Source organism: Pyxidicoccus fallax (genome assembly GCF_012933655.1).
In the GTDB taxonomy this organism is placed as follows: domain Bacteria; phylum Myxococcota; class Myxococcia; order Myxococcales; family Myxococcaceae; genus Myxococcus; species Myxococcus fallax.
In genome coordinates this window covers 12,394-32,681 of the sequence record NZ_JABBJJ010000002.1, presented here as the reverse complement: position 1 = coordinate 32,681, position 20,288 = coordinate 12,394, and the positions used below count along the sequence as shown (strand labels likewise).

General features: G+C 67.7%; 14 protein-coding genes. 9 read left to right on the top strand and 5 right to left on the bottom strand.

Translation table 11 applies throughout. From position 1 onward, the window contains the following. Nucleotides 1-24: 24 nt before the first annotated feature. The 3 genes from HG543_RS00665 to HG543_RS00655 are packed head-to-tail and all read right to left on the bottom strand — an operon-like array spanning nt 25 to nt 5,030. Nucleotides 25-399: a DUF202 domain-containing protein gene (locus tag HG543_RS00665; RefSeq protein ID WP_169342662.1), complete on the bottom strand. Its 375-nt coding sequence runs from the start codon at nt 397-399 to the stop codon at nt 25-27. Then, nucleotides 396-1,604 carry an acetate/propionate family kinase gene (locus HG543_RS00660; RefSeq protein WP_211193642.1) on the bottom strand — a complete coding sequence of 403 codons (1,209 nt, stop codon included), beginning with the start codon at nt 1,602-1,604 and terminating at the stop codon, nt 396-398. Before HG543_RS00660 ends, HG543_RS00665 begins: the two co-directional genes overlap by 4 nt. Nucleotides 1,605-1,613: 9 nt before the next feature. Next, nucleotides 1,614-5,030 (bottom strand): class I fructose-bisphosphate aldolase, encoded by a 3,417-nt coding sequence (locus HG543_RS00655; RefSeq protein ID WP_371876497.1) that lies wholly within the window; start codon nt 5,028-5,030, stop codon nt 1,614-1,616. 294 nt (nt 5,031-5,324) lie between these two features. Between HG543_RS00655 and HG543_RS54345 the strand changes: the two genes are divergently transcribed. Beyond that, nucleotides 5,325-6,938 carry a Cof-type HAD-IIB family hydrolase gene (locus HG543_RS54345; RefSeq protein WP_211193641.1) on the top strand — a complete coding sequence of 538 codons (1,614 nt, stop codon included), beginning with the start codon at nt 5,325-5,327 and terminating at the stop codon, nt 6,936-6,938. Here the strand turns inward: HG543_RS54345 and ppk2 are convergent. Beyond that, complete coding sequence (gene ppk2 / locus HG543_RS00635) at nt 6,884-7,657, bottom strand: polyphosphate kinase 2 (protein WP_246356652.1); 774 nt, start codon at nt 7,655-7,657, stop codon at nt 6,884-6,886. The two genes, HG543_RS54345 and ppk2, sit on opposite strands and share 55 nt — an antisense overlap. A 290-nt stretch (nt 7,658-7,947) precedes the next feature. On the opposite strand from ppk2, the gene HG543_RS00630 reads away from it, so the two are divergent. The 8 genes from HG543_RS00630 (at nt 7,948) to HG543_RS00595 (ending at nt 19,112) form a co-directional block, all read left to right on the top strand. Beyond that, entirely contained in the window at nt 7,948-9,507 is a 1,560-nt protein-coding gene (locus tag HG543_RS00630) for an efflux transporter outer membrane subunit (RefSeq protein ID WP_246356651.1), read from the top strand. A gap of 10 nt (nt 9,508-9,517) precedes the next feature. Then, nucleotides 9,518-10,531 carry an HlyD family secretion protein gene (locus HG543_RS00625; RefSeq protein ID WP_169342659.1) on the top strand — a complete coding sequence of 338 codons (1,014 nt, stop codon included), beginning with the start codon at nt 9,518-9,520 and terminating at the stop codon, nt 10,529-10,531. 28 nt (nt 10,532-10,559) lie between these two features. Continuing rightward, nucleotides 10,560-13,451, top strand: a complete 2,892-nt coding sequence (gene rbbA, locus HG543_RS00620) for a ribosome-associated ATPase/putative transporter RbbA (RefSeq protein ID WP_169342658.1) — start codon at nt 10,560-10,562, stop codon at nt 13,449-13,451. Between the two features lie 2 nt (nt 13,452-13,453). Beyond that, complete coding sequence (locus tag HG543_RS00615) at nt 13,454-14,578, top strand: ABC transporter permease (protein WP_169342657.1); 1,125 nt, start codon at nt 13,454-13,456, stop codon at nt 14,576-14,578. 149 nt (nt 14,579-14,727) lie between these two features. Further along, nucleotides 14,728-15,279: a hypothetical protein gene (locus HG543_RS00610; RefSeq protein WP_246356650.1), complete on the top strand. Its 552-nt coding sequence runs from the start codon at nt 14,728-14,730 to the stop codon at nt 15,277-15,279. Between the two features lie 8 nt (nt 15,280-15,287). After that, nucleotides 15,288-16,337 carry a hypothetical protein gene (locus HG543_RS00605; protein ID WP_171817841.1) on the top strand — a complete coding sequence of 350 codons (1,050 nt, stop codon included), beginning with the start codon at nt 15,288-15,290 and terminating at the stop codon, nt 16,335-16,337. 16 nt (nt 16,338-16,353) lie between these two features. Continuing rightward, a complete protein-coding gene (locus HG543_RS00600) occupies nt 16,354-17,691 on the top strand; it encodes a Dyp-type peroxidase (protein ID WP_169342656.1) in 1,338 nt (445 codons plus the stop codon). Nucleotides 17,692-17,702: 11 nt separating this feature from the next. After that, entirely contained in the window at nt 17,703-19,112 is a 1,410-nt protein-coding gene (locus HG543_RS00595; RefSeq protein WP_169342655.1) for a dihydrolipoyl dehydrogenase family protein, read from the top strand. 268 nt (nt 19,113-19,380) lie between these two features. Here HG543_RS00595 and HG543_RS00590 read toward each other — a convergent pair whose 3' ends face one another. Next, entirely contained in the window at nt 19,381-20,286 is a 906-nt protein-coding gene (locus HG543_RS00590) for an AraC family transcriptional regulator (RefSeq protein WP_169342654.1), read from the bottom strand. Between the last annotated feature and the right edge of the window lie 2 nt (nt 20,287-20,288).

Genomic DNA, 20,288 nt, shown 5'->3' with positions numbered 1-20,288 from the left:
GTCACGCCGGGCGACCGCGAGACGTCAGCCGAGGAAGTAGAGCACCAGCACCATCAGGATGAGGAACTGGAGGGACAGCGTCCAGACCGTGACCTTGCGGAGCGGGAAGAGGAACGCCTCTCCTGCCTGCTTGAACTCGACCTGCGCGCGCAGCCGACGGCCCGTCTTCAAGGCCGACCACATCAGCGCGTAGCCGAGGACGACGAAGGCGGAGGAGATCGAGAGGACCACCCAGCGTGGCCACGTCTTGATGAGCAGGTCGGTGACGAGCGCGCCTCCGCCCGCGATGGCCGCGCCGGTCCTCACCAGCGAGAACAGGGTCCGCGTCGCCGCCATATGGTTGTTGTCGAGCGCGAGCCTGGAGGACTCGTCGGCCGGAGGCTGAGAGGGGTTGCTCATGCAACCTCACACAGCACGCGTCGGGTGTGGCGGGCGATCATCACCTCTTCATTCGTGGGAACCACCCAGAGGGCGACACGGCTGCCGGGGCCGCTGATGCGGGGCCCGCCGCGAGCGTTGGCCTCCTCATCCAGCTCCAGCCCGAGCCAGCGCGCGCCCTGGCAGACCCGCGCGCGGATGGGGACGGCGTGCTCGCCAATGCCCCCCGTGAAGACCACCGCGTCGAGCCCGTGCAGCGCCGCCGCGAGCGAGCCGAGCTCACGGTGGATGCGGTAGACGAACAGGTCCAGCGCTTCGCCGGCGGCGGCACTGGAGCGGTTGAGCAGGTCTCGCATGTCGCTGGACTCGCCGGAGACGCCCAGCAGGCCGGACTCTTCATAGAGGAGCCGCTCCAGGGCGCGCGCGTCCATGCCGTGCCGTTCCATCAAGTAGAGAAGGACTCCGGGGTCGATGGCACCGCAGCGGGTGCCCATCATGAGGCCATCCAGCGCGGTGAGGCTCATGGTCGTCGCCACGCTGCGTCCTCCGAGCAGGGCGCACAGGCTCGCGCCGTTCCCGAGGTGTGCGACGACCGTGCGTCCCCTGGCGGCATGGGAGTCCACCTCCGGAAGCACGGAGGCGATGTATTCGTAGGACAGCCCGTGGAAGCCGTAGCGGCGGATGCCCTCTTCGGCATAGCGGCGGGGCAGGGCGAAGGCCTGGGCGACGGCCGGCTGGGTGCGGTGAAACGCGGTGTCGAAGCACGCCACCTGCGCCACCGTGGGCGCCGTCCGCGTGACGGCCTGGATTGCCGCCAGGCAGTGGGGCTGGTGTAGCGGCGCCAGGGGAATGAGCGCCTCCAGCTCGGCGAGGGTCGCCGCGTCGATGCGGGCGGGCCCGAAGAAGCGGGTGCCGCCATGCACCACGCGGTGACCGACGGCGGAGATATGACGTCCGCCGAGCACCTCCTCCCGCCGCCCCCAGGCGAACAGATGCGCGATGGCGCCCTCGTGCCCCAGCCGCGTTCCGGGAGCCCAGTCCTGCTCGCCAATGACGGCGCCGTCCGCCCGCGCGGTGAACCGTGGGTGAGTCGACAGCGCCTCGAACTCCCCGCGCAGCAGCAGGCGCGGGGACTCCTCGTCGAGGAAGATGGAGAACTTCAGGCTCGACGAACCGGCGTTGAGCACGAGCAGCGCGTTCGGCACGTCACCCGCTTGGAGCGCCATGTGCGCACCTCAGTCCCGCCAGACCCAGTCGGCGATTTCCGGCCGGTCCCTGCCGTGCTCGTGCGCGTAGGCCAGGTTGGAGATGAGCGCGTTGCGCATCTCCTCCTTCAGGTGCCCCGCCCTCGTGCGCAGCTTCGGCACGCGCTCAATCACGTCGATGACCAGGTGGAAGCGTGACGTCTCGTTGAGTATCGCCAGCTCGAACGGCGTGTTGATGTTGCCCTTCTCCTTGTAGCCATGCACGTGCAGGTTGTCCTGCCCCTTGAAGCGGTAGGCGAGCTTGTGGATGAGCGAGGCATACCCATGGAAGTTGAAGATGATGGGCTTGTCCGGCGTGAAGAGCCCGTCCAGCTCGCGCTCCGTCGACCCGTGCGGATGCTCCGTCGACGACTGCAGCTTGAAGATGTCGACGACGTTGATGAAGCGCAGCTTCAGGTCCGGGGCGCGCTCTCGCAGGATGGCGGCGGCCGCCAGCGCCTCCTGCGTGGCCACGTCGCCGCAGCACGCCAGGATGACGTCCGGCTCCGCGTCGGCGTCCGTGCTGGCCCTCTTCCAGATGCCAATCCCCTTGGCGCAGTGGGCGATGGCCTCGTTCATGGTGGTGAATTGCAGGTGCTTCTGCTTGTCGGCGACGATGACGTTGACGCAGTCGGTGCTGCGCAGGCACTGGTCCGCCACCACCAGCAGCGTGTTGGCGTCCGGCGGCAGGTAGATGCGCGTGACGGAGGGCGACTTGTTCGTCACCAGGTCGATGAAGCCCGGGTCCTGGTGGGAGAAGCCGTTGTGGTCCTGCCGCCACACCGTCGACGACAGCAGGATGGTCTCCGAGGCGACGGGCGCCCGCCATTTCACGTGGTTCTTGCTGATGTCCAACCACTTGGCGTGCTGGTTGAACATGGAGTCGATGACGTGGGCGAAGGCCTCGTACGTGTGGAAGAAGCCATGGCGCCCGGTGAGCAGATACCCCTCGAGCCAGCCGAGCAGCGTGTGCTCCGAGAGCATCTCCATGACGCGGCCATCCCGCGCCAGCTCTCCGCCGTCCCCGTCCTCGGGCCGCAGGTCCGCCATCCAGGTCTTCTTGCTCACCTCGTAGATGGCCTGGAGCCGGTTGGACGCCGTCTCGTCCGGGCCGAAGACGCGGAAGCTCGTCGGGTTGTATTTCATCACGTCGCGCAGGAACTCACCCAGAGGCCGCGTGTTCTCATGCAGCGTGGCGCCACGCGTGTCCACCTGCACGGCGTAGTCCCGGAAGTCGGGCAGCTTGAGGTCCTTGCGCAGCAGGCCGCCGTTGGCGTGCGGGTTGGCGCTCATGCGCCGCGCGCCCTTGGGTGAGAGGGCCCGCAGCTCGGGAATCAGCCGGCCGCTCTCATCGAAGAGCTCCTCGGGCCGGTAGCTGCGCATCCAGTCCTCGAGCGCCTTCAGGTGCGCCGGGTTCTGCCGCACGTCGCCGAAGGGGACCTGGTGGGAGCGCCAGGAGCCCTCCAGCTTGTGCCCTTCCAGCTCCTTCGGGCCCGTCCACCCCTTGGGGGAGCGCAGGACAATCATCGGCCACCGCGGCCGCGTTGGCGTGTTCGTCTGCCGCGCCTGGCGTTGCAGGGCGCGAATCTCCTCGACGGCGCGCTCCAGCGTCTCCGCCATCTTCTGGTGCATCTGCTCCGGGTCGCTGCCCTCGACGAAGTAGGGCTTGTAGCCGTAGCCCTTGAAGAGGGACTCCAGCTCCTCGTGGCTGATGCGGGCGAGGATGGTGGGGTTGGCGATTTTGTACCCGTTGAGGTTGAGAATCGGCAGCACGGCGCCGTCGTGCACGGGGTTGATGAACTTGTTGGAGTGCCATGCCGTGGCCAGCGGCCCCGTCTCCGCTTCGCCATCGCCCACGACACAGGCGACGATGAGGTCGGGATTGTCGAAGGCCATGCCATACGCGTGGGACAGGCTGTAGCCCAGCTCGCCGCCCTCATGGATGGAGCCCGGTGTCTCCGGGGTGACGTGGCTGCCGATGTGGCCGGGGAAGGAGAACTGCTTGAAGAACAGCTGCATGCCCTCCGCGTCCTGGCTCTTCTCCGGATAGACCTCCGAGTAGGTGCCCTCCAGGTACGCCGGCCCCAGCACACCCGGCGCGCCGTGGCCCGGCCCGGCGACGAAGATGACGTCGAGGTCATGCTTGTTGATGAGCCGGTTCAGGTGAATCCAGGTGAACGAGAGCGCGGGGCTCGCGCCCCAGTGGCCGAGCAGCCGGTGCTTCGCGTCCTCCGGCTTCAGGGGCCTGCGCAGCAGGGGATTGTCCTGCAGGTAGATCATCCCGACCGAGAGGTAGTTGCACGCCCGCCAATAGGCGTTCATCAACTTCACCTCGGAGGCGGTCAGCGGCCCCCCGCGGGTCTGGTCCCTGGCGGACGGCGGCGCTTCTGGGGTCTGTCCGCGCGCCAGCATGGGCTGGGCGGAGTCCGCTTCGAGCTCCATGTCGCTGCGATACCGGCCCAGGGCCGCGGCGCGGTCGCACATGGCGCGGTGATAGAAGACGCGCTGGCCGGCCCGGACATTCTCGCTTCGGCCCTGCCAGGCTTCGAGCGCCTCGTCCTGCAACGCGCGGCCATAGGAGAAGCTCAGCGTCCAGGGCTTCGGGCTGTCCACCCGATTGATGGCATTGAGATGCTCGGTGGCCTGGACGTGGTCCTGCCCGCCGGAGAGGAAGACGATGGCGGGGACCGCGGCCGGGACGTGCCGCTTCAGGGTGCGCACCGTCGCCGCGGCCACTTCCTCCACCGACGCCTGCTTGGGGGCGTCCTGGCCCGCGGTGACCATGTTCGGCTTGAGCAGAATCCCTTCCAGGGCCACCTGCTCCTCGAAGAGCGCCTCGAAGACCGCTCGCAGCACGCGCCCCGTCACCTCCTCGCAGCGCTCGAGCGAATGCGCTCCGTCCATCAGGACTTCGGGCTCCACAATCGGCACCAGCCCCTGCTCCTGGCAGAGGGCGGCGTAGCGTGCGAGCGCGCGCGCATTCTCGCGCACAGACTTCTCGGTCGGCAGTCCCTCGCGGATGGTGAAGACCGCACGCCACTTGGCGAAGCGCGCGCCCAGCTGGCGGTATTCCGCGAGACGCTCGCGCAGCCCGTCGAGTCCTTCCGTGACGAGCTCTCCCGGGGCCCCGTCCAGCGGGTGCGTGCCCGCGTCCACCTTGATGCCGGGAATGATGCCGCGGCTGGCCAGCAGGTCCGCCATGGGTGTCCCCGTGGAGGTTCGCTGGCGAATCGTCTCGTCCTGCAGGATGACGCCGCCGATGAACTCGGCGAGGCCGGGCGTACTGAAGAGCATCTCCCGGTAGTCGCGGCGGCTCTCCGGGGTCGACTCGATTTCGCGCGCGGTCAGGCGCTTCGTAATCGTGGAGACCGTCTCGTCCGCCGCCAGGATGCCTTTACCGTCAGCCACAATGGCTCGCGCGGTCTCGATGAGTCCTCGGATTGCTTGCGCGGCTTCGTTGGTGGTTGGCGCCGTTATCATTGTCAGCCTCCCATGGGTCCAGACAAGAGGCTGAGGGCGCCCTGGCGCACCCGCAATCAGCGGGGTATCGGGCGGCACCGGGCAGGCACGCAGAGTCACCGAGGAGGGGAGTGCCGGCAATGTTCCCCTGCCGCGAATGACTTGCCACGAGGCCATCTTGATTCGGCGGAATCGCCTGCCGTGCGGCTGTTCTCGCGGGATGGGCGAGCGCGGGAGCCAGCCATGACGATCAGATTGTTGATAGCGGATATCGACGGAACCATGGTGACGCGCGACAAGGTCCTCACGGCGCGGACGTGCGAGGCTGTCGCTCGGCTGCGCGCCAGCGGTGTCATGTTCACCGTCACCAGCGGACGGCCGCCGCGTGGGATGGCGGGGCTGGTGGCCCAGCTGAAGCTCACCGCCCCCGTGGCCGCCTTCAATGGCGGCGTCTACGTCAAGCCCGACCTGACGACCGTGCTGGCGCAGCGAACGATTCCTCCGGACGTCGCCAGGGACACCGTCGACTACCTGCTGGGGGAGGGCATGGATGTCTGGGTGTACCAGGGCGCCGACTGGTTCCTCCGTGACCCCGAGGCGTTCCGCGTGGCGCGCGAGAGGAGCAACGTCGGGTTCGACCCGGTCGTCCTGCGGAACCTGCACGCCGTGCTCGACGCTCCCATCAAGATTGTCGGCGTGAGCGAGGACCGCGCGCTGATTGCTCGCTGCGAGACCGCGCTTGGCGAGCGGCTCGGCACCGATGCATCAGCGGCACGCTCGACCCCCTACTATCTCGACGTCACGCATCCCGAGGCGAACAAGGGCATGGTCGTGCGGGAGGCCTCACGCCTTCTCCAACTGCCCCTGGAGCAAATCGCCACCATCGGGGACATGTCCAATGACATCCCGATGCTGGAAGCCGCTGGCCTTGGAATCGCCATGGGCAATGCCGGCCCCGAGGTGCAGCGCGTCGCCCGCCACGTCACGCGCACCAATGACGAGGATGGGTTCGCCCATGCGGTCGAGTCCTTCATCCTGGGCGAGCCGCCCCTTGCTCGGACGCCGCTCGGGCTCCCGCCCCGCGTGCGCGCGTGCCTCTTCGCGCTGGAGGGGGTCCTGGTGCAGACGACCCACCTCCACGCCAGGACCTGGAAGCAGCTGTGCGACTACTACCTGCGGCGGCGGGCGCGAGCGTCGGGGCTCCCCTTCATCCCCTTCGACGAGGTTCGTGACTACAGCCGCTACTTCGACGGCAGGCCCACGCTGGAGGGCATCCGCGCGTTCCTCATTTCGCGTGGCATCGAGCTGCCCGACAAGACGGTGCACGCGCTGGCGGACCGCGAGAGCGCACTCCTGAGCGAGCTGCTCCGGCAAGAAGAGGCGGAGTCGTATGAGGGAGCGCTCCGCTACGTCCAGGCCGCACGCGCCGCCGGGCTTCGGACCGCGGCCGTCTCCGAAGGCAGCCACTGCGGCGAGATTCTCCTGTCGGCCGGCATCGCGAGCCTCTTCGATGCGCGGCTCGACGGGGCCGCTCGAGGGGCTTCTCCAGCCGCCAGGGACCCCCTCGTGGCCGCCCAGGCCCTCGGTGTCCATCCCGAGGAAGCGGCCGTCTTCGAAAGCGAGCCCGCGAGCATCGCGGCCGCTCGGGCGTGCCACTTCGCCTACATCGTGGGCATCGACCGCAAGGGCCAGGCCGCCGAGCTTCGCCGCCAGGGCGCGGACGCCGTGGTGACGGACCCGGCCGACCTCTTCGTCCAGGACAGCGCGGCGAGCCGCTCACCCGAGAGACGGGAAGGCGACGCTCAGTACGCGTCGGGTATCCAGTTCCTCCCCGCGAGCGACGCCTCGTCATCATAGGCCCCGTGGTTGGAGCGCGGGGGCAGCTTGATCTTGGGACGCTTCACCCGCTCATGAGGAATCTTGTCCAGCAGGAAGCGGATGCAGTTGAGCCGCGCCTTCTTCTTGCTGTCGGACCGCAAGAGGTACCAGGGGGCATACGGAGTGTCCGTCGCGGCGAACATCTGGTCCCTCGCATGGGAGTAGTCGTACCAGCGGGTCCAGGCCTCGACGTCCATCGGGCTCAGCTTCCACTGCCGGAGCGGATCGTCAATCCGTGCTTCGAATCGACGTTGTTGCTCCTCCTTGCCGACCTCGAGCCAGATTTTCAGCAGGAGGATTCCGCTGTCGACCATGTACTTCTCGAAGACAGGGCACCCCTTCAAGAAGCGCTCATGCTCCTCGGGCGTGCAGAAGCCCATCACGCGCTCCACGCCGGCCCGGTTGTACCAGCTGCGGTCGAAGATGACGATTTCGCCTGCCGCCGGGAAATGGGGCACGTACCGCTGCAGGTACATCTGGCTTTTTTCCCGGCTCGTGGGCGCCGGCAGGGCCACCACTCGGAACACCCGGGGGCTCACCCGCTCGGTGATGGCGCGGATGGTGCCGCCCTTGCCCGCGGCGTCCCGGCCCTCGAAGGCCACGACGATGCGCATCCCCTCCTGCTTGACCCAATCCTGAAGCAGGCAGAGCTGGGCCTGGAGCTCGCGAAGCTCCTTTTCATAGGCTTTGCGCTTCAACGATTTCGTCTCTGTATCGTGTGCCATGCCCTTATGGTTGGGCGGTGGGACGGCGCTCGCAATGCGCATCCAAGGACGAGCGTGGGTGGGTGCACTGCCTCTCTCGGCCCACCCGCGACGCTCACATCCCTGTGTGACAGAGGACAGCCACGTCGCCCAGGTGTCTCGGTTCCAGGCACTCCGGCAGGTACATACCATCCGCTTCTAACGAGGTGTGCCGAATGCGGGGGACGGAAAACACCAGACAAGGGCTTCGCCCGGCGGTTGCGCGCCCTGTCTGTTCATTGCCATTGCTCGGGGTCCTGGCGGCGCTCTCCGGGTGCTCGGTCGGTCCCAAATTCACCAAGCCCGAGGCCGCGCTTCCCCAGGAGTGGCGCACCCACGACGCAGCAGGGGTCTCGACGCAGAGCGAGGTCGACAGCGCGTGGTGGAAGTCGTTTGGAGACCCAACGCTCGACAAACTGGTCGAGCTCGCCTACCGGCAGAACCTGCCGCTTCAGCAGGCGGGCCTGCGGATCGTGGAGGCCCGGGCCCAGCTGAGCATCCTCACCGGCCAGCAGTATCCGCAGGTGCAGGTGGCCTTCGGTAGCGCCACGGCCGTCGGCGTCAGCGAGAACGCCGCCAATACCGTCCTCGCCGAGCGCCACTTCCTGGATTACCAGCTGGGCTTCGATGCGCTGTGGGAGCTGGATTTCTGGGGCAAGTACCGGCGCGGGGTGGAGGCGGGAACGGCGGGCCTGCTCGCCTCGGTGGCGGACTACCAATCCGGCCTCGTCTCGCTCTCCGCGGAGGTGGCGCGCACCTACGTGCTGATTCGGACGTTCGAGGAGCTCATCGAGCTGGGGCAGCAGAACGTCAAGCTTCAGGAGGAGTCACTCCAGATTGCCGAGTCCCGCTTCCGCAATGGCGCCACCTCGGAGCTCGACGTCGCCCAGGCCACGACGCTCCTGGAGAGCACCCGGGCCACCATTCCCCAGCTGGAAATCGGGCTGGAGCAGGCGCGCAACGCCTTGAGCACGTTGCTGGGCCAGCCGGTGGGCGCGGTGGAGGCCTTGCTGGAAGGCCCCAAGCAGATTCCGAGGGCTCCCGAGCAGGTGGCCGTCGGCGTGCCCGCCGCGGTGCTGCGGCGGCGCCCGGATGTCCGCAGCGCCGAGCTGTATGCCGCCGCGCAGTGTGCGCGCATCGGCGTCGCCGAGGCGGAGCTCTATCCGAGCTTCACCATCTTCGGCAGCATCGGGCTGAGGGCGAGTAGCGCCGGCTCCCCCTCCGCCAATCTCTTCTCCCTCGACAGCCTCTTCTATGCCGTGGGCCCGAGGATTGTCTTTCCCTTCCTCAACTACGGCCGCCTGAAGAACGGGGTGCGTGTCGAGGATGCGCGCTTCCAGCAATTGCTGGTCAACTACCGCAACACGGTGCTCAAGGCGGCGCAGGAGGTGGCGGATGCGCTGGTGGGCTACGTCAAATCCCAGCAGGCCCTGACGTTCGGGCGGGCCTCCGTGAAGGCGGCCCAGCGCTCGGTGGAAATCGCGGTGGTGCAGTACCGGGAAGGCTCGGTGGACTACCAGCGCGTGCTGGATGCGCAACGGACGCTGCTGGAGGAGCAGAACCAACTGGCCCAGACGAGCTCCTCCATCGCCACCAGCCTGGTCGCCCTCTACAAAGCGCTGGGTGGGGGGTGGGAAGTTCGCCAGGGACAACCCATCGTACCGGAAGGGACGCAGCGCGAGATGGAGCGGCGGACCGACTGGGGTGACCTGGTGTCCAAGCCCCGGAAGCAGGAAACGAAGCAAGAAGCCACGCAGAGCCCTTCACCGGGCAACCAGCAGAGCGCTCCACCTGAGAACGAATAGAGAGTCCGTCATGCCCAACAAGGTCCCCAAGAGTGCGTTCAAGTGGATCATTGGGTCCATTGTCGTCGTGGCCATCGCGTTCATCGGTTTCCGGTTCTGGAAATCGCAGCAGGCCGAGCTGCCCGAGGGAATTGTCTCGGGCAACGGCCGCATCGAGGCGAAGCTCGTCGATGTCGCGCCCAAGGAGCCGCTGCGGGTGAAGGAAATCCTCGTGAATGAGGGCGACCTCGTCCAATCCGACCAGGTGCTGGTGCGGATGGATACCACCACGCTGGAGGCGAGCCTCGCCGAAGCCAATGCGAGCGTCGCGGCCGCACAGGAGCGCCTGGCGCAGGCGCAGGCGTCCATCGTCAAGCAGAAGAGCGAGATTGAGCTCGCCGATATCGAGCTCGAGCGCGTCAAGAACCTGCTGGGGGATGGCGCCGCCTCGCAGCGGGAGCTGGACGTCCGCAAGAGCAAGGTGGAGACGACCCGGGCCAGCCTGGCGGAAGCCCAGGCCCTGCTGAAGACCGCGACCCAGGAGGTGGAAGTCGCCCGGGCCAACGCGGAGACCATCCAGACGCGCATCAACGACGCGACGCTCAAGTCGCCGGTGACGGGGCGGGTGCTCTACCGCCTCGCCGAGCCGGGCGAGGTGCTCGAGCCCGGCGGAGGGGCGCTGACGCTGGTGAACCTGGATGACGTCTACATGGAGATATTCCTCCCGGCCAACGAGGCGGCCAGCGTGAAGCTCGGCTCCGAAGCGCGCATCACCGTCGACTACGAGCCCGAGCGGTCGGTTCCCGCGTTCGTCAGCTTCGTGTCTCCGGACGCGCAGTTCACGCCCAAGCAGGTGGAGACGAAGAGCGAGCGGGAAAAGCTGATGTTCCGCGTGAAGCTCCAGCTGCCCGAGGAGCTGGCCACCCGCTACGTCGAGCAGATCAAGACGGGTGTCCGTGGCGTCGGTTACGTCAAGGTGGACCCCTCCACCGCCTGGCCGACCCAGCTGCAGAAGGTCATCGCGGCCCGACCTGCAACCCGGTAGCCCGGTCACCAGGGGGGGGGGAACATCCATGGCCTCAGCTGCGTCTCCAGCAACGCCAGACGGGCGCGTCAACGACGGCGGGCGTGCCAGCAAGCCCGTGGTCTCCATCCAGGCGGTGACGCACCGCTATGGCAACGTCGTCGCGCTCGACGGCATCTCGCTCGATGTTCCCAGCGGCATCATGGTCGGCATCGTGGGCCCCGACGGAGTCGGCAAGTCGACGCTGATGGCGCTGGTGGCGGGCTCCAAGAAGATGCAGCAGGGCCGGGTGACGGTGCTGGAGGGCGACATCGCCGACGCCCGGCACCGGCGCGCGGTGGGCCCGCGCATCGCCTACATGCCGCAGGGCCTGGGCAAGAATCTCTATCTGGAGCTCAGCGTCTACGACAACGTCGACTTCATGGCCCGGCTCTTCGGCCTGTCGGCCGAGGAGCGCTCCGTGCGCGTCAAGGAGCTGCTCCAGGCCACCGGGCTGGGCAAGTTCGCGGACCGCCCCGCCGGCAAGCTGTCGGGCGGCATGAAGCAGAAGGTGGGGCTGTGCGGCGCGCTGGTGCACGACCCGGATCTGCTCATCCTCGATGAGCCCACCACGGGCGTCGACCCGCTCTCCCGGCGGCAGTTCTGGTCGCTCATCAACGACATTCGAGTGGGGCGCCCGGGGATGAGCGTCATCATCTCCACGGCGTACATGGACGAGGCGCAGCAGTGGGACTGGATCGTGGCCATGGACGCGGGCCGCGTGCTGGCCACCGGGACGCCCGCGGAGCTGATGAAGCGCACGGGCACCGAGGACCTGGAGCGCTGCTTCATCGCGCTGCTGCCCGAGGAGAAGCGCAAGGGGCACCGGGAAATCACCATTCCCCCCCGGCCGCCGGGCAAGGCGGAGCTGGCCATCGAAGCCCACGGGCTGACGCAGCGCTTCGGCACCTTCACGGCCGTTGACCACGTCACCTTGTCGATTGAGCGTGGGGAAATCTTCGGCTTCCTGGGCTCCAACGGCTGCGGCAAGTCCACGACGATGAAGATGCTGACCGGATTGCTGCCGCCCACGGAAGGGACGGCGAAGCTCTTCGGCAGCTCCGTCGAAGCCGGAAGCGTGGAGGTGCGCAAGAACCTGGGCTACATGACGCAGGCGTTCTCGCTGTACGGCGAGCTGAGCGTCCATCAGAACCTGGTCCTGCACGCGCGGCTGTACCATCTGCCACCGGAGCAGGCGAAGGCGCGCATCGCGGAGCTGGTGGAGCGGTTCGGGCTGGGCGCGCATCTGGACGCGCTGGCCGAGAGTCTGCCCATGGGCCTGCGCCAGCGGTTGTCGTTGGCCGTCGCCGTCCTGCACGGGCCGCAGATTCTCATCCTGGACGAGCCCACGTCGGGAGTGGACCCGGTGGCGCGCGACAGCTTCTGGGAGCTGCTGATTGACCTGTCGCGCAAGCAGGGCGTCACCATCTTCGTGACGACGCACTTCATGAATGAAGGGATGCGCTGTGACCGCATCTCCCTGATGCACGCGGGCCGGGTGCTGGCGGCGGATACGCCGCAGAAGCTCATCGATTCCAAGCAGGCGGATGGGCTGGAGACCGCCTTCATCGCCTACATGGAAGACGCCATCGCCAACGCGGACGCGGCGAAGGGCGCCGGAAGCACGGCCCCGGCCTCCCCTCCCGCGCCGGGCACCGGGAGCCCGGCCTCGGCCACGACTTTCGTGGCGGGCGCCGGAGGCCAGGAGCCCGCTCCCGCGCCTCTGGTCAAGGATGCGTCCCAGCCCGCGCGGCCGGAGCGGGCCTCTCTCCGGCTGCGCGTGGGCCGGATGCTCGCCTACGCCCACAACGAGGCCATGCAGATTCGCCGGGACTCCATCCGCCTGGCCTTCGCCTTCCTCGGCTCGGCGCTGCTGATGCTCATCTTTGGCTTCGGCATCACCACCGATGTCGAGAACATCCGCTACGCCGCGCTCGACCTCGACCAGTCTCCCGAGAGCCGCGCCTACCTCGAGCAGTTCGCCGCGGCGCAACGCTACTTCGCCCCCACGCCCCCGGCCTTCTCCTCCGACGAGGCCTTCCGCCGGCTCCAGTCCGATGATGTCTCGGTGGTGCTGGAGATTCCGCCGAACTTCGGTCGCGACTTCCGCCGTGGCGCCGCGCCGGAGGTGCTGGCGCAGGTGGACGGCGCCATGACCTTCCGCGGCGACACCGTCGCGCAATACGTCGAGGGCGTGCACGGCGAGCTGCTCAGGGACCCCGCCACCGGGCTCAGGACGGCCGAGCCTCAAAGATATACGGCGGAGCTCGAAGAGCGCTTCATGTACAACCCGACGTTCGAGAGCATCTACTCCATCGTGCCCAGCGTCCCGGCGCTGCTGCTGCTGCTGATTCCCGCCATCCTCATGGCCGTCAGCATCGTGCGCGAGAAGGAGCTGGGCTCCATCATCAACTTCTATGTCACGCCCACGGGCAGGCTGGAATACCTGATTGGAAAGCAGCTGCCGTACATCGCCATTGGCATGGCCAACTTCTTCATCCTGACGGCCCTGTCGCTCATCGTCTTCGGAGTCCCCATCAAGGGCAGCTTCCTCACGCTGTTGCTCTGCACCTTGTTCTACGTCGCGGCGACGACGGGCATCGGAATGGTGACTTCGACGTTCACCACCAGCCAGGTGGCCGCCGTCTTCGTCACGGCGATTCTGACCATCGTCCCCACCATCCAGTTCTCCGGCTTGTTGCAGCCGGTCTCCACGCTGCAGGGCGGCGCCGGTGTCGTCGGCTCCATCTGGCCGGCCTCGTATTACATGCACGCCAGCCTGGGCGCCTTCACCAAGGGACTCAATGCAGGCCTCATCATGAAGGATGTCGCCTTCCTGGCCGCCTGCGTCCCCATCCTCCTGGGTATCAGTGTCATCGGCTTGAGAAAGCAGGAGAAATAGGGGTGAAATCGCTGCTCAACATTCTCTGGCTGGGTCTCAAGGAGATTCGCAGCCTGCTGAGCGACGCGGTGATGGTCGTCTTCGTCATCTACGCGTTCACCCTGGCCATCTACGTCCAGGCGACGGGGACCTCGAGCGAGGTGAACAACGCGTCCATCGCCTTCGTGGACGAGGACGAGTCCACGCTGTCCAAGGAGCTCTTCAACGCCTTCTATCCCCCGCGCTTCAAGCTGCCCGAGCGGATTACCTCCGAAGAGGTCCAGGCGGAGATGGACCGGGGCCGCTTCATGTTCGTCGTCGTGATTCCGCCCCGCTTCGAGCATGACCTGCGCGCGGGGCGCAACCCGGAAGTCCAGGTGAACATCGACGCGACGGCCATGCAGCAGGCGGGGATTGGGGCCGGCTACATCCGCAACATCATCAGCGACCGGATTGACTCCTTCCTGCGGAGCACCGAGGTGGCGAAAACGCCGCCCGTCCGGCTCGTCATCCGCAAGCTCTTCAACCCCAATGGGCTGTCCTCCTGGTTCAAGAGCGTGGTGGCCATCATCAATCAAATCACGCTGCTGACGGTGGTGCTGACGGGCGCCGCGGTCATCCGCGAGCGGGAGCACGGCACGCTGGAGCACCTGCTGGTGATGCCGCTGAGCGCGTTCGAAATCGCCATGGCGAAGGTATGGGCCAACAGCCTCGTCATCCTCGTCGCCACCGGAGCGTCGCTCCTCGTGGTGGTGGACATGATTCTGGAGGTGCCGTTCGCCGGCTCGGTGCTGCTGTGGTTCTTCGGGGTGGTGCTCTACCTCTTCTTCGCCACGGCGCTCGGAATCTTCCTGGGGACGATTTCCCGGTCGATGGCGCAGTTCGCGCTGCTCATCATCCTGGTGGTCCTCGTGTTGATGCTGCTGTCGGGCGGGAGCACGCCCGTGGAGAGCCAGCCGAAGTGGCTGCAGTACCTGACGTACCTGCTGCCGGCCCGCCACTTCGTCAGCTTCTCGCAGGTCATCATCTACCGCGGCGGAGGGCTGGACGCCGTCTGGCGCCAGTTCCTCATGGTGAGCGCCGTGGGCCTGGGATTCTTCGCCTACAGCCTGGCGCTCTTCCGCAAGTCCATCGCGGTGAGCAAATAAAACGTGGGCGCAAAGCCGGCGCCTGCCGCCTCTCTCGCTGCCTGGGAGCTTCCGGCCCGACGACCGCCGTCCAGACGTCGCAGCGCTACTTGTAGCCCTCCTCCGCCATGTCCAACTCCCCACTAGGAGTGAGGCCCGAGGAGACGGCAATGTCGGCAGCAAACCATGAATCAGTGCCCTACGCCGCGGCGCTTCCGATGCCGGATGCGAAGCCGCAGGTCGGAAAGTACGGCCCCATCGCGCCAAAGACTCCGGCGCACGGCTTCACCATCATCGGTGACATCAAGCCGGGCAAGGTCGACCTGCTTCGGAAGATGGCCCGCGAACGCGCGGCCGCCACCTCGCCCAGGGAGCTGTACGAGCTGCTCAAGCCCCTGACGCTTCACTATGCCCGCTGGGTCATCCTCAACAATGACACCCAGCTGATGTATCAGGCCATCTTCGACACGGACTTCGAGCTGTACGTCGAGGATGCCCACCGCCTGTTCATGAAGTCGGGCCTGGCGACGTTCTTCGAATGCATGGTCGGCTTCCCCGACGACTGGAAGACGAACATTCCCGCCTTCGTGCAGTTCTTCAGGGAGCATCAGGTCGACAGCATCTTCGAGTTCGCCAGCTATCCAGGCACCACGGTCTCCGAGGTCGAAAAGGCGCTCGAGGTTCGCCGCACCTTCAGCTCCGTGCTCGATGCGATGCAGTAGGAGGGGCCATGTACGGAGCAGAGAGCGATTCGGTGCGAGCGCAGCCGAAGGGACCGGCGCGGACCTACAATCAGAACCACCGTCCCCGCCCCTACACGGCAGGCCGCCGGCGCGTGAGCATCTACGTGTCGTGGAGCTTCCCGGGAGAAGCGAACCGGGACGTCACCGTCATGGACAACCGCTTCTCGACGATGACCGAGGTGCGGAGAGCGGAATGGCCTCGCTGGGAGGGCCGGGAGTGGGCACACCCCGGGCTGTTCCAGCAGGGCATCGCGGGAGGCCTGGAGCTGTTCTTCCGCTCGTGGACCCGCTTTCAACGCCTCGTCGAGGAGGTGACGGGGCACGGGGTTCCCGTCTGCCAGCGCGTCGACCAAGCCGGGTTCAGGCTGCCGCTCGACGAACGCGTCCTGGCCGATACGGACACCCTGCTCGTCTTCGGGCTCGACCACAACGTGACGGAGCAGACAGCGGAGCCCGCGGAGATTGAAGCGGTACGCCAGTTCCTCTCCCGCGAGGGAACCTGCCTGGTGCTCGGGCCGCACCATGACGTCGGTGCGTCCGATGACCTGAAGGTGCGGGCGCAGGAGTACAACCACCATGGAGACTCCCTGGTCCCACGCCAGCAGCGGTTCGGTGGCTACCTTCGCTCCCTGATGCAGGGGCTGGACATCCCCATCGAGAATCGCTTCGGGCTTCGCCCCGCCGCCGACAAGGACTCGAACAGGCCCGCCCCGCTCTCCGCCAACCGGGACCTGGACACCCGGGGCTGGCTGGAGGGAGTCACCACCTTCTCCTCGCACATGCACCTGCCCCACTATGCGCCGACACGGGACGACCCCAAGGCCATCCGTGTCCTCGCGAAGCAGCCCATCGACCTGTCCAGGCCCCATCCCTTCACCGAGGCCGGCAACCGCGAATTCAATGCCCTGGTCTGGCTCCCCGCCAGCGGTAGTCGGGGCGGAGACGTCCTGATGGCCGACTCGACGGTGTTCAGCACCCTGTTCGGGATGGACGAGAGCCTGGACCGCTTCTGGAAGAACCTGGCGAGCAGGAAGTGAGCGGCGGGGAGCGGCCATGGACGGGAATGACGGCAGCGCGCTCGAGTTGGAGAACATCCAGAGCGGCCTCCTGAGTGCGCGGCCCTCCCCCTACGCCGCGACCTACATCCTGCTGCACATCGAGGACCCGGCCGCGGGACGCGCGCTCATGCGACGGCTGAGTGAAGTCGTCGCCTCGGCCGCGCACCTGACGAGCCCCGCGGGCGATACGTGGGTGAGCGTCGCGCTCACGTATTCCGGGCTCGAGGCGCTCGGCGTCCCCGAGGCTTCGCTCGCCAGCTTCGCGTGGGAGTTCCGGCAGGGCATGGCCGCGCGGGCCGAGGCGCTGGGAGATACCGGCCCCAGCAACCCCGAACATTGGGAGAAGCCCCTGGGGAGCCGGAAGGTCCACGTCATCCTGGTCGCGCTCGCTCCGGAAACGGAACAGCTCGAGCGCGCGCTGGAGCGTGCGCGCCGTGCCTACCAGGACCTGCCCGGCATTCGCGCACTCTGGCGCCAGGATTGTCATTCGCTGGCCACCGGCAGGGAGGCCTTTGGCTTCAAGGATGGAATCAGCTTTCCGGGAATCGAAGGCTCGTCCGTTCCCGGCTCCAACCCACACGAGCGTCCCCTCAAGGCAGGCGAGTTCGTGCTCGGCTACCCGGACGAAACGGGTGGACTTCCTCCCGCGCCGGTACCCGAAGCCCTGGGCCGCAATGGGACCTACGTCGCCTTCCGCAAGCTGCACCAGGATGTGGCGAAGTTCCGCCAGTACCTGAAGGCCAACGCCAGGGCGGCAGGGGAGGAAGAGTGGCTCGCCGCGAAGATGATGGGGCGCTGGCGCAGTGGAGCGCCTCTCGCACGGTGCCCCTTTCATGATGACCCCGAGCTGGGCGCCGACCCCCGGCGCAACAACGACTTCCTCTTTCAAGAGGACGATGCGATTGGGTACAAGACCCCGCCCGGCTCGCACATCCGGCGAGCGAACCCGCGCGACGCCTCGGTCGCCGGCGTCGTCAGCCTGCATCGGATGCTTCGGCGGGGCACCTCGTACGGCCCTCCTCTGCCCGAGGGAGTCCTCGAAGACGACGGTGTCGAGCGAGGGTTGATGTTCGCATTCGTCGGCGCGCACCTCGGACGCCAGTTCGAGTTCGTGCAGTCGGAATGGATGAACGAAGGCGCCTTCTTCGGTGGGGGACACACGAAGGACCCGCTCGCCGGAGCCCATGACGGCAGGGGTGAGTTCTCGATTCCCCACCGCCCGATTCGCCGCCGCCTGACGGGCCTGCAGCGCTTCGTCACCACGCGCGGCGGTGAATACGCCTTCATGCCGGGACTCCAGGCCCTGCGTTGGCTCGGAGACCTGCGTACCTAGAGGAGCGGACGATGGATGTGTTGATCATTGGCGCCGGACCGGCGGGACTGGCGGCGGCGATGCGTGCCGCCATCCTGGGAGCACGAACGACGCTCGTCACCCGCGCTGAATATGGTGGCATGGCCGCCAATGACGGACCTGTTCCAGTGCGGACGCTCGCCCATGCAGCCCGGCTGATGCGAGAGGTCCGCCAGTGTCACCGGTATGGAATCGAAACGGGGACGCCGCGGCTGGACTACGACCACCTGCTCGGCCGGGTGCGCGAGGTCGTCGACGACGTGCGCGAGCACTCGATTCTTCGAGAGCAGCTCGAGGACCTTGGAGTCACCGTGCGCGAGAAGGCGGGCACCGCGCGCTTTCTCGACGAGCACACCCTGGAGACAGAAAGCGGCCAGCGGCTGCGGGCGGACAGGTTCATCATCTGCGCCGGAGGAATCAGCCGCCCGCTCCCGGTCCCAGGCGCCGAGCTGACGGCCACCCACAGCGATGCGTGGAGCCTGACCCAGGTCCCGCCCTCACTCCTGGTCGTCGGCGGGGGAGCCACCGGGGTGCAGCTGGCCTCGGTCTTCAACGCCTTCGGCTCGCGCGTCCAGCTCTTCGAGGCGGGCCCTGGAATCCTGCGCACCGAGGACGGGGACGTGGCCGTGGCCGTCAGGGCCGCGCTGCGCGAGGCGGGCATCGACGTGCGCGAGGGCTTCGGCACCATCGACTCGTTCGAGCGGACGCGGGACGGCGTCCGGATGAACTTCACCCATGCTGGCGCCCAGGAGCGAGCGGAGGCGGCGCTCGCCGTCGTCGCGATTGGCTGGGCCGCGGACGTCGCGGGGCTGAACCTGGCGGCCGCGGGGGTCGAGACGTCGGCTCGCGGCTTCATCGCCGTGGACGACCAGCTCCGGACCTCCGCCCACCACATCTTCGCCGCGGGCGACGTCACGGGCCGGCGAATGCTGGTCCCCCCGGCGATGCAGGACGGCTTCGTCGCCGCGACGAATGCCGTGCTCGACACCCACCTGACGAGCGAATACTCCGTGAACCCCATCGCCAGCTTCACGGACCCCGAGTACGCGCAGGTGGGACTGACCGAAGCGGAGGCCCGTGAAACCCACGATGTCATCGTGGCGATGGTTCGCTGCGACTCGGCCACCCGCACCATCATCGATGGGAGGACGACGGGCTTCTGCAAGCTCGTCGTCGACCGCTCGGGCACCGTGTTGGGGTGCCATATCGTCGGCGAGAGGGCCGCTGAGACAGCGCAGGCGGCGGCAATCGCCATCGCGGCGCGGATGCGGGTCGCGGAGCTGGCGCGAGTCCCGTTCTCGTTTCCCACCTACACCGGCATGCTCGGGCGAGCGGCGGCGGTCGCGGCCCACCAGCTCAACCAGCAGGTCGGCTGGCAGGAGAACCCCCTGGACGGCGCCTGAGGGTGGGGGCGCATCGCAGCAGGTCCCCTGCAAGGAGCTGGCGGCCCTCCGGGCGACGCTGAGCCAGAGAGTCCGTGCTGCGCATCGACTCGCCCTGATGGGCCGCCATCGACTGACCTGTTGAGGGGGAGGGAGGGTGCAGAGAGGCCGAGCAGGGCCGCTGACAGCGCCGCCCGAGCGATGCTCCCGGCCGGTGGACAGGCCGCATGAGCCCCCTTGCCGGTGTCCCTCCAGGGCCTTCGCCCGGGGCCGGTCCGCCCGGCTGCTCTCACGACGCCGCCCGCTCCCGCGCGTAATGCGTGGGCGGCAGTCCGACGTGGCGGGTGAAGGCCACGCTGAAGGTGCTCGCGGAGCCGTAGCCAACCTGCTCCGCGACCTCCGCGACCGTGACCTCCTTCTTGCGCCGCAGCAGGTCCTTCGCCAGGGCCATGCGCCAGCCGAGCAGGTACTCCATGGGGGCCACGCCCACCGCGCGGCTGAAGCGCTCGAAGAACGTCGAGCGCGACAGCGCGGCCTCCTTCGCCAGCTGCGCCACGGTCCACGCCCGGGTCGGGTGCTCGTGCATCCGGCGGATCGCGACGGCCAGGCGCTCGTCGGCGAGCCCGCGCAGCAGGCCCGGCGACGCGGCGGTGCCCGCCGTGGAACGAAGCGCTTCGATGAGGAGCACCTCCATGAGGCGGGCGAGGATGACCTCGCGCGCGGGCCGCCGTTCGCGCGACTCCTCCCGCAGGAGCTCCACGAGGGAGGAGAGCCGCTGCTCACCGCGGACATGCACGAACTGGGGCAGGAGCGACACGAGCAGGCTCGCGTCCGGAGAGGCGAAGACGCAGTAGCCCACCATCAGCCGGACATCCGGCGGACCGTGGTGTTCACCGTTCCGGATCTCCCCATCGGGCAACATGATGCGCGGCGTCTCGTGCTTCCCCTTGGGCGGCTCGACGCTCGTCGTCGTGAAGTCGAACGCCGCGGGGACGAGGACGAAGTCCCCCTTCTCCAGGATGACCGGCTCGCGTCCGTCGATGGCCAGGCGCATCCGCCCCATGAGGACCGCGCAGTAGAAGGGCCGCCCTGCTTCCGCGCGCCGCACCCTCCACCGGCCCGCGGCGCTGACGAGCTTCGAGAACGGCGCGCCCGGCTGGAGCAGCGTGACGACTTCAGCGAGCGGATCCACCATGA